The organism is Luteimonas lutimaris, from assembly GCF_039537065.1.
Lineage (GTDB): Bacteria > Pseudomonadota > Gammaproteobacteria > Xanthomonadales > Xanthomonadaceae > Luteimonas > Luteimonas lutimaris.
Genome location: NZ_BAAAZU010000021.1, coordinates 1 through 9,364 on the forward strand (window position 1 = coordinate 1; position 9,364 = coordinate 9,364).

The 9,364-nt window shown below is 61.4% G+C and carries 10 protein-coding genes; 2 read left to right on the forward strand and 8 right to left on the reverse strand.

Annotation, left to right across the window (positions count from 1 at the left end; all coding sequences use genetic code 11):
* Positions 1-483: 483 nt before the first annotated feature.
* From ABD679_RS11260 to ABD679_RS11285, 6 genes are all read right to left on the reverse strand, one after another.
* Positions 484-897, reverse strand: a complete 414-nt coding sequence (locus ABD679_RS11260; protein WP_344760082.1) for a hypothetical protein — start codon at positions 895-897, stop codon at positions 484-486.
* 475 nt (positions 898-1,372) lie between these two features.
* Entirely contained in the window at positions 1,373-1,693 is a 321-nt protein-coding gene (locus tag ABD679_RS11265) for a hypothetical protein (protein WP_344760083.1), read from the reverse strand.
* Positions 1,694-2,164: 471 nt separating this feature from the next.
* Entirely contained in the window at positions 2,165-2,536 is a 372-nt protein-coding gene (locus ABD679_RS11270) for a hypothetical protein (protein WP_343278675.1), read from the reverse strand.
* A gap of 18 nt (positions 2,537-2,554) precedes the next feature.
* Complete coding sequence (locus ABD679_RS11275) at positions 2,555-3,205, reverse strand: DUF998 domain-containing protein (protein WP_344760084.1); 651 nt, start codon at positions 3,203-3,205, stop codon at positions 2,555-2,557.
* Positions 3,206-3,283: 78 nt separating this feature from the next.
* A complete protein-coding gene (locus ABD679_RS11280; protein WP_344760085.1) occupies positions 3,284-4,117 on the reverse strand; it encodes a hypothetical protein in 834 nt (277 codons plus the stop codon).
* 67 nt (positions 4,118-4,184) lie between these two features.
* A complete protein-coding gene (locus tag ABD679_RS11285) occupies positions 4,185-4,745 on the reverse strand; it encodes a Spy/CpxP family protein refolding chaperone (protein WP_344760086.1) in 561 nt (186 codons plus the stop codon).
* 169 nt (positions 4,746-4,914) lie between these two features.
* Between ABD679_RS11285 and ABD679_RS11290 the strand changes: the two genes are divergently transcribed.
* Positions 4,915-5,967, forward strand: coding sequence for an IS110 family RNA-guided transposase (locus tag ABD679_RS11290; protein ID WP_344760087.1), 1,053 nt, complete (start codon positions 4,915-4,917; stop codon positions 5,965-5,967).
* 290 nt (positions 5,968-6,257) lie between these two features.
* Here the strand turns inward: ABD679_RS11290 and ABD679_RS11295 are convergent, their stop codons facing one another.
* Entirely contained in the window at positions 6,258-6,746 is a 489-nt protein-coding gene (locus tag ABD679_RS11295; protein ID WP_344760090.1) for a DUF1272 domain-containing protein, read from the reverse strand.
* Positions 6,747-6,853: 107 nt separating this feature from the next.
* Between ABD679_RS11295 and ABD679_RS11300 the strand changes: the two genes are divergently transcribed.
* Positions 6,854-8,935, forward strand: coding sequence for a hypothetical protein (locus tag ABD679_RS11300; protein WP_344760088.1), 2,082 nt, complete (start codon positions 6,854-6,856; stop codon positions 8,933-8,935).
* A gap of 226 nt (positions 8,936-9,161) precedes the next feature.
* Here ABD679_RS11300 and ABD679_RS11305 read toward each other — a convergent pair whose 3' ends face one another.
* Positions 9,162-9,290 (reverse strand): hypothetical protein, encoded by a 129-nt coding sequence (locus ABD679_RS11305; RefSeq protein WP_344760089.1) that lies wholly within the window; start codon positions 9,288-9,290, stop codon positions 9,162-9,164.
* Positions 9,291-9,364 lie beyond the last annotated feature (74 nt).

A 9,364-nucleotide genomic window follows, 5' to 3' on the forward strand; every position in this document is an offset into this window, starting at 1 on the left:
TCATGTCCGTCCTCTTGTGAGACGGACTCTACTAAGTTCAGACTGGCCCGGAAATCGGGGGGCAGGTCAACGGTACTCACCTGGCCCTATCTGCGCCAAGCCATCAATGGTGCCGTAGTCGACGCTGCCGTCGGGGTCTGTGGTGGGAACGACGGACTCTTGCGATTGAAGGCCGCGAATCGCAGAAACGCGAGAAAACTCTATGGCACCCGACCTGTAGCAAGCCCACTCACCCGCAGCCGGAACAGTTGCTGCCGGATGAGCCTGTGAAAGGCTAGCTAGAACCTGAAAGGTCAACGTGTCAGTGCTCAAATGCCAAGAGAAGACGAACGTATCCTCCAAAAGAATGTAGTCGAATGCCTCGATGCTCATAAGCGGCCTAACATCTAAGTTAAGCCGCGCCGCGTAGTGGAGCCAAGCACATGGCAAGCTGTACCTGCCATGTGGTTTGCGGAACGAAGCGGTGTCGGCTTGAACGCATTGTTAGGCGGGCCACCTGCGCTTGATAAGCCACCCAACTCCGATTGCAACAGCGCCCAGAAGCAGTCGCCTCGGTTCTCCCGCGAGCAGAAATATGACGAACGACAATGACCCCAGGTTGACCAATGTGGAGCCCATCTCTCCGATCACGATGCCGCCAAAGTAGCTAGCATTCTTCTTGTCTGTTTCAGATCCAAAAATGTATCGACCGATCAATTGAATTGTTATCCAGGCGGCAAAGCACGCTGCGATAAAGAGCAGTATCTGCTCCCAATCAATGTACTGATTGATTTGAGTAGCGGGGAAGAATGAGAATTCTCCTGCTCTGTAAGCAAACAGGCAGAGCACAAAGAACCCGAAGAACGCCCAAATAAAGACATTGGTAAAGACTTCCCAGCCGACGCCCGTCTTCTTCATGCTTTTTCCCCAAGTTATGAACAATTGGATCAAGTCCGCCTAACACCTGAGTTAAGCCGCGCCACGAAGTGGCGTCGGCTTGGACGAATTGTTAGGCGACGGGCCGAAATGTGTGGCGGTTGCCTGTTGCTACGTACGTTACTTGAGGAACCTGTTCCATAGGTAGCGAACACTTCTCGGAAACGTCCATGCCCAATGGAGGAGGCCTAGAACCATTGCGGCGAGGAGCAAATACCCGCCAAGGCGGTCATATCCGCGATCGCCTGCATAGAGGCCGCCAAGTACGCATGCCCCAATGGCGGGAAAGGCGATGAGATGCCTCCGACTGATCGCTTTCTGCTCTGAGTCCACGGAATCCTCGCTTCCCGTCGCCTAACGCTTGAGTTAAGCCGACGTGCGTAGCGGAGCCAACAACATGGCAAGCTGTTCTGCCATGTTGTTGGTGTAGCGAAGCGCGTTCGGCTTGAACGAATTGTTAGGCGCGCTCACGAGGTGCATCCGACTGAAATTCTTTGACGCCTGCAGCAGCCAATTGTGATCTTGCTTCCGGATCATCGGCGATTAGACGATACAAAGTATGGAAGACATAGATGCGGCAGAGACCAGGCCAAGCAACGAGCAAATAGAGTGCACCGGCAACCAACCAATCAACACGACTTATGGGCCGCCAGCTAGTGAAGTGTCCGATTGCGATGTAGGCAAGAACGGCAAGGAGTACCCAGCGGAACCAACGATGAAAGCGTGTACCCCAAAGTACATTCTTGAAATGGATGATCTCTGACTCAGTGAGCTTCATCTGTCACCTGCGAAGATGCTTCTAGCGCGCCTAACACCTTGAGTTAAGCCGCGCCGCCCGCGGCGTTGTCTAGTGCGATGATCGCCGCACATCGACCGATGCCTGCGGCAACGATGCGGCGTCGGCTTGAACGATTGGTTAGGGTGCAGCTGACCATGCCTGCGAGCCTGCTGTGTCCCATGCTGGATTCTCCCTGCCAACCGACGCTGTCACCGCCGCCAACCCACCGAGCTGACAGCCTCCCCGAAAAGCGGTGAACGCTGGACCGCAAAGCGAGCTTTGCGGCGCCTGCGTCGCACCGCTTTTCTAGCAGAAATATCGAGTGCGGCATAGTCGGCCAATGCCGCCGTGCCGTGTCAGAAAACCCTGATGCCCCCCAAGCCTTTGTCACCGGTGGTGAGGATATGCGGCGCTGCAGCCTAACACCAGAATTAAGCCGTGCCGCGAAGCGGCATCGGCTTGAATGAATCGTTAGGCGGCGCACCAGAGTGCAATGCCGCCGATAACGAACAATACCAGCCACGACAAGTGCTTGCCTCGGGTGAGGAGCAACGGCAGGACCCCGGACGCGACGAAGGTGAGTCCGATGATTTGGAGCATGCCGGACACTGTGAGGTCGCCGCGACCGGCATGCACCAACAGCGCAGCAAAGCCGAACCACGCAACGGTGGTGATGTGCCAGGCGAAGCGCAACGTTCGGGTCGTGAATTCAGAGCTGCCGAATAGTTTTGGCAGATCACTGCGGTGAAATAGGCGGGTGAGGATGTAACGCTCGCCGAGGACAGAGTGGGCCGCGCCGAGTGCTACGGCGAAAACTGCTGCGGTGTAGAGAAGTCCTGCCATAGCCGCCTAACACTTGAGTTAAGCCGCGCCGCGAAGCGGCGTCGGCTTGGACGAATTGTTAGGCGGCACCGAGGAGCTGTTGGCCCGCCACAGCGCCCAGCCTACCAGCGCAACCCACAGGAAGAAGCACAAGAAGGTGATGCGCTGACCGATGCTGGCCATGCCAGCGAAGCGCAGAAACCCAGTAGCGATTGACGCGATTACGAGGGCGAGCGACGGCGTTGCTGCCCAATGCCATGAGTTGACCTTCCGGAACAGTGAAGGCAGCCAGAAGCCTGCTACTAAGAACGCGATGTAGCAGCCAAAGCTGCCTACCGAGTGCAGGAGCGTCGTAGTGGATTTGAAGTCCGTCATGTTGGCGGGAAACGCGCCGGACAGTGCCATCAGGAGGCCTGCGGCCACCAATGCCATTGCTGGGGCAGTGGCCGGAAGCCCGCGGCCCACGAACTCGCGCCGGAGCCCGATGCCCAAGAGTGCTATAGCGAGGCCGGGCAGGATGTAACCGAGAACGTTCCAAGCCCAGAGGTTGGGTGCATCCAAGCTGCCCAGCTCACTAATAGCCTGGTCGGTGTGTACGTAGTCCGGCCGCATAGCCGACATTACTAAATAGACGGTCAAGAACCATGCCGGAGTGACTATTGCGACAAGGCCAATCTTCTTTTGAGACATCATGTGTGGTGCGGTCCCTGTGCCGCCTAACGCTTGAGTTAAGCCGAGCCGCGAAGCGGCTTCGGCTTGAACGAATTGTTAGGCGGCGCTCCCGTCATGTCCGCGACCAGAGGCAAGCTTTGCCTGTATGCCGTAGGCAATGGATGACTGGCGATTCTCCAGTAGAGGAATGTACTCGCCTAGGCCGTCAACAGTCACTAGATCGACTCGGAAGGAATCTTTGTCGTAAACCTTCGAGGCGTAATCGAATCGGAAAGCTGCACTCTTGATCTCGGTCACGGCTATTCCCGAGTCTGAGTCGAGCTCAGCGGAGAACAACCGCCCGTCTAGGACCACTAGCGGCTGGAAGAAGTAAAGCTCCACCGACTCGTCGTTGCCCGGGTGAATGTCGTCCGAGTGCGGGCATTCGTCCGTCATGTGCGATGCCCACTTGAGGGACGACACGAAAGCGGAATACCACTTCGAGGGCTGATCCGGAGACTTAAACGACTCGTGGATGCCAGCGCCTTCCCAACCCAGGGTCCTAAGCAGTGAATGTTCTGTGAGAGACGACACAAGCGCATGGGGCTCGCAGGGCAGGTTGATGCGAGCAATGAGATTGTTCCAAGCACAACCACGCTCGAACTCTTCCAAGGGGCGCTTGAAGACCACCCAAGGGCGTTCCGACTTCTTGACCTCGGCCACTGCAGAAAATTCTAAATGGATGGGCGGAGCTCCGTCAGCCCTGCTTGAATGCACGCGTGTGGCGTAGAAATCACCCTCTCTTGATTTCTCCTCTTCCCGGTCAAAGTACGCCCCGGGACCTCGGACACGCCAACCTGCGTCAGCAAAGACCTTTCGGGCCCGCAGTTCCGAGAGCATTCCGGCCTTCGCAAGGTCATCTCGAATCTTTTCTTCTAGCTCGGCTGACATGTGGTCTCCCTAGCCGCCTAACGCGACGCTGAGCCGCGGGCTTCAGCCCGTCGGCTCCAGCGCGATGTTAGCTTTCCCCGTCGTGATGATGCTGGTGACGGTGCTCGTGTATTCCACGCCCGTACCCTCTTAGCGCCATGTATTTGGCGCTTTGTCGCGCGCTTAGAAGCTGGGCCTGGCGCAAGTGGGCGTGGAGATGAACTTCGCGAAGCTGAGCTTCCACGCGACCGATTTTGATCGTGAGCTCTGACAATGTGCTCTCGTCAACGGATTTGTTCCTGAACAGCTCATCCAGCTGCCGCTCTGCGGCGACCAATTCTGCGCCAAGGCTTTTCGCCAAAGCCTGCATCTGGTTGAAGATCTCCTGGGTCTCCGCCTGTTGCTCTTCACTGAGATCCAGCTCCTCGGCGAGTTCCAGCACATGGAGAGGGCCGGGGTAGCCATTGAGCTCTGCGGTCTTGGCATAGCCCATGCCCTGACCCGCTAGCAGACCTTCGACGTCCGACTCCGACAGTGCCTTCAGCTCTTGCGTTTCTTGCCCCGCGTAGGGCGACGCTTCAGAAGCGGGCACGCCTCCACTCGCCACAATCAGCACCAGGACGAATGCGCCTTTTATTACCTGCTTCATTTGATCCTCACGGCCACGTTGTGAAAGCTAACGCTTGAGTTAAGCTGAGCCGCGAAGCGGCTCCGGCTCGAATGATGAAATGGACTCCTCCCGCGTCGCCAAACGGCCTCGTGGGCCACACTGAACCTTGCGGGTTTCAGTCAACGGGATCACGGGAGGAGTCCACACCATGCATGCTACGACCGTCGCGATTGATTTGGCAAAAGACGTTTTCGAGCTGGCCTACGCCGACCCGGCAGGCCGGATCCTGGAGCGAAAGCGCCTGACCCGGCGGGCCTTTTCCCGGGTCATGGAGAACTGCCCGCAGCTGGTCGTGGTCATGGAGGCCTGCGGCAGCGCCCATTACTGGGGGCGCCGCTTCCAGGCGCGGGGACATACGGTGCGCCTGCTGCCGCCCCGTGACGTGCGGCCCTACGTCCGGCGCAACAAGACCGATCGTGCCGACGCCGCGGGACTGGTCGAGGCGGCGCGTTGCGAACAGATCGCAGACGTACCGGTGAAGTCGCCCCGCCAGCAGGGACTGCAGGCCTTGCATCGTGTTCGCGAACAGCTCAAGAGCCAGCGCACCGCCACCATCAACCTGGTTCGCGGCCTGCTGCGTGAGTACGGGGTCGTTATTCCCAACGGCTCAAGCAAAGTGCGCGCGGCGGTGCTGGAGGCGCTTGAAGATGCGGGGAACGACGTGCCGATGGTCTTGCGTGCAACCTTGGCCGAACAGCTCGAGCATATCGTCCGCCTGCAAGCCGACATGGCTACAATCGAGAAGCGACTTGCCGAAGAAGCTGGTCGCGATGTCGCCGTGCAACGCTACCTCACAGTTCCCGGCGTAGGGTTGCTCACCGCCACGGCGTTGCGCGCGGGCGCCGGCGACCTGTCGCGCTTCAACAGCGGGCGCCACCTGGCCGCGTGGATTGGGCTGGTGCCCCGCGAACACTCGTCGGGACACCATCGACGCCTGGGCCGGATCACCAAGCGCGGCGATGCATACCTGCGGACCCTGCTCATCCACGGAGGCCGTGCCGTCCTGCGTTCGGCCCTGACGCGACGACGCGCCGGCCAGCCGCTGGACCGGCTGCAATCCTGGGCGCTGGATCTGGCGCAGCGCCAAGGACACAACAGGGCCGCCGTGGCCTTGGCCAACAAGCTGGCGCGCAGGCTTTGGGCGCTCGACCACTACGGCACCGCCTTCAACCCCAGCCACGTCAGCCACAAACCCGCGTAACCGCATCAAGCTCAGCAGTGCAAAACGATCTCGATCATGACGAAGGGTTCGGTCCCCGGGCTGGACAAGGCCGATAACAATTCCGGCGCACGACGCCGCTTGAACGATAGGCCCCAGCCCGCGGATCTCATGATGGCCCGAGCAAAGACGCTCACCCGAAGGCCGAATACACGACTGCAACCGTTCCGCTTCAGATGATCAGAGATCAATCACTCTGCTGTTGCATGAGGAGTCCATACACGAATTGTTGGGCCTCATGCATTGCGACATTGGGCCACAACGGCTCCGGATCACTTTTGGCGTGACTTTGCCAGAAAGACAGCTCCCAAGGCGATGAACGCTGGCGCCATTGCCCAAAAGGCGGCCATCTGTGTAGCAAGGCCGACGGTTAGAAAAACAATGCCGCAGCTCAAGAAGACGATGCCGAGGGGCTGAAGCTGTTTTGTAGATGCCGTCTGCACCTCCCTGTGAAAGGCCGCTGCACAGCCACCGGCTTTCCGGACACGCTCCCTTGAGGCCGGGAACTTGGCAAGCAGATGTGCCGGACGGATTGGACGAGGTGAGAGGTTGCCCCCGCAGTTGGGGCAAACACCTGCCAGGACGCCTTTGACGCAGCCGGGGCAGAACGTGCACTCAAAGGTGCAAATGAAAGCCTCCGCGTCCGGAGGGAGGTCCTTGTCGCAGCACTCACCAGGTTCGGCTGCCGCATTGGGGCATGCGGGGGGCACGGCGTCAATACGGGCCAGACGCAATGTCCGCCAGCCTGGACACCGCCGCATTGGCCATTGACGCAGCCTGCAGCGAATCGCGACCCCCGCTACAGCATCGCAGCTGGCAGTCACCTGCCTCCGTTCGCGTGTACGGTACGGACAAGGGGACGAAACCAATGAAGAAACTGCTGCCCTTCCTTTTCGCACTGGCAGTGGCGCTTGCCGGCTGCTCCGGCTCGACCGCCACGGCCGATGCAGAGCTCCGCGGCGTCGAGCCCCTGCCACAAGGCCGGTGGACGGAGCTCGCGCACCAGCTGGTCGCGGCTGATGACCTCGCCACCGCCACCCGCCTCACCCGCGAGATCCTCGCGCGCGGCGGCATGCCGACGACCGATGGCGAACGCATCGTCGTGCCGGCCATCGGCCCGGCCACGCCCTACCAGATGACCGCGCTGGAAGCCCGCAACCTGGCAATCGAAGCGCGCAACCGCGAGACCGCCTTCCGCCTGCACGCTTCGGAATTCGCGAACTTCCTCGACGCGTTCGCCCTGGACCTTGGCGGCCGCAGGGACGAGCCTGCGTGGCTGACAAAAGACGAACTCCGCGCGCAGTACGAAGAAGCACTCTCCAGGGTCGATGCCGCGTACGAAGCCGCATTTGCGGACGGCGAAGCCGAGGTCCAGGCGCTGGCGGCACGGATCCCGGCGCTCGAGGTCGCCCGCGCCGAGGCCAGCCAGGCACTCCGCGACGCCCAGGCCGCGGTCCACGCCGTGCCGCCCTCGGAGCGCAGGCCCCTGCATGCCAAGGCCAAGGCCGCGCGCTCGGAATCCATCGCCGCCAACAGGGCGCTGCGCAGCGCCCGCCAGGCACTGGAGGACGGAGAGGACGACCGCCGCGGGCGCGCCAACCGCGCGAAGCAGGATGCCCATCGCGAGTTCGCCGCCTGGAACCAGGTCCGGCCCAACTACGACGCCGGCCATGCCTTGCTGCGGCTGCTCGACACCTGGGTCCGCGAAGCCGCGAAGCACCCGGAGGACCCGGAAAGCTTCACCCCGCTGTTCCTCGCGGAGATGGCGCGCCTGCAACAGGCGCCGTTCGACCTGCTGGGTTCGCGCTACGTCCGCCCCTCCCGCGGCACCACGGTGCCGGTGGACCTGCGTGGCGTCCCGCGTCCGGACGACTACCGCCTGACACTGCTGGAGATGCAGCTGTTCCTCGCCGCCTTCCAGCGCGGCCAGCCGGCCGCGAGCACCACCCCGCGGACGGCGTCGGTCCCCTCGCGCCTGGCGACCGGCGTCGCCGACTTCCTGCTGCCGCCGGCGCACGCCACCAGCATGTCGGCCTGCGACGACCTCAAGCGGATGATGGGCGGAGATTCTCCCGGCGCGACCGACTGGGCGGCCAATGAAGCCGCCAACAAGGCCTGGCAGGCGTACGGGAGCTTGCTCGGGTTCTCCGATGCGGCACTGGCCCGCATCTCCGGGGCCAGCAAGATCCTGCGCGTGGTGATCCAGTACGCCAACACCGAAGCCCGCGTGGACGCCGAGCAGGGCGTGGTCCACAAACCACCGTCCGATACGTCCGAAGGCCACGGCACCCGGTACGCCTGGTTCACCGCCAGCGCCGGCGTCGACCCGGAGGACCTCGAGGACTACGAGCGCGAGCTCGAGGAACAGGAAGCCCAGTCGGAGGAAATCCTCAACCGCTGCTTCGGCTCGCTCGAATTGCCGAGCCTGCAAAGCCTGGGCGAACTCGCCGATGCCGCCGAGAACTGGCGCGTGCAATGGGAGATCCGCCCGCTACATCCGAAACACCTGAGCATCCCGATGCGCGACCCGGACAACAAGTTCGTCAAGATCACCTCGGTGGCGCGAGAGATGAAGCTGGAGCGCGCCTCGCCCGCCCACGCCGAGGCCAAGTTGAAGGCCCGCGTGGTGAACGAGGAGGCGGTGAAAGGCGAGGTCGCCCTGGTACACCACACCGTGGTCGCCAAGGTGGTGGATACCGGCACCCCCGGCTTCAGCGAGATGGTGAACGCGGTCAAGGGCATCTTCGGCATGGGCATGGGCGACATCGTCGTCGACCTGGCCGCCGGCTGGATGAAGCACATCCTGGTGCCGCGCGCGAGCGCGCTACAACCGATCGAGTACCACTGCCTGGACCAGGAGTTCGTCCGGCGCGCCACCAGGCCGGTCGCCGACGGCGTCCGGGCCCCGCGGACGCGGGATCATTGCGTGCTGCCGGCGGAGGCGGAGTAGCTCGCCCGGCTATCGAATACTGGCGCTCAGCCGAAACATATCTCAGGCTATTACGAGGAGACTTCTCATGAGCTTCATCCGGCACCAAGCCGATTCGGCTTGAAAATATCGCCAGGCAAAATCAGTGGTCAGAATGGCGCCCACACAACAACATAGAAAGTAAACTCTGACCCCTGTTTCAGCCAACTCGAGAGAAGAACGAAGCGGGGTCGGCTTGAACGAACTGTTAGGCGGCGAACCAGAGCGCAATGCCGCCGATGACGAACAGTACCAGCCATGACAAGTGCTTGCCCCTGGTGATAAGCAACGGCAGAGCTCCGGACGCAACGAAGGTTAGACCGATGATCTGGAGCATGCCGGGAGGGTGTACAGATTTTTGTGTAACCGGCGATGGGGTTCACTGCTGAGGAAGCCTTTCCTCGTATCGGA

Excerpts from the sequence above, each read along its gene's own strand:
- ABD679_RS11260 (WP_344760082.1), bottom strand. The coding sequence starts at position 897 with ATGAAGAAGACGGGCGTCGGCTGGGAAGTCTTTACCAATGTCTTTATT.
- ABD679_RS11265 (WP_344760083.1), bottom strand. The coding sequence starts at position 1,693 with ATGAAGCTCACTGAGTCAGAGATCATCCATTTCAAGAATGTACTTTGG.
- ABD679_RS11270 (WP_343278675.1), bottom strand. The coding sequence starts at position 2,536 with ATGGCAGGACTTCTCTACACCGCAGCAGTTTTCGCCGTAGCACTCGGC.
- ABD679_RS11275 (WP_344760084.1), bottom strand. The coding sequence starts at position 3,205 with ATGTCTCAAAAGAAGATTGGCCTTGTCGCAATAGTCACTCCGGCATGG.
- ABD679_RS11280 (WP_344760085.1), bottom strand. The coding sequence starts at position 4,117 with ATGTCAGCCGAGCTAGAAGAAAAGATTCGAGATGACCTTGCGAAGGCC.
- ABD679_RS11285 (WP_344760086.1), bottom strand. The coding sequence starts at position 4,745 with ATGAAGCAGGTAATAAAAGGCGCATTCGTCCTGGTGCTGATTGTGGCG.
- ABD679_RS11290 (WP_344760087.1), top strand. The coding sequence starts at position 4,915 with ATGCATGCTACGACCGTCGCGATTGATTTGGCAAAAGACGTTTTCGAG.
- ABD679_RS11295 (WP_344760090.1), bottom strand. The coding sequence starts at position 6,746 with ATGCGGCGGTGTCCAGGCTGGCGGACATTGCGTCTGGCCCGTATTGAC.
- ABD679_RS11300 (WP_344760088.1), top strand. The coding sequence starts at position 6,854 with ATGAAGAAACTGCTGCCCTTCCTTTTCGCACTGGCAGTGGCGCTTGCC.
- ABD679_RS11305 (WP_344760089.1), bottom strand. The coding sequence starts at position 9,290 with ATGCTCCAGATCATCGGTCTAACCTTCGTTGCGTCCGGAGCTCTGCCG.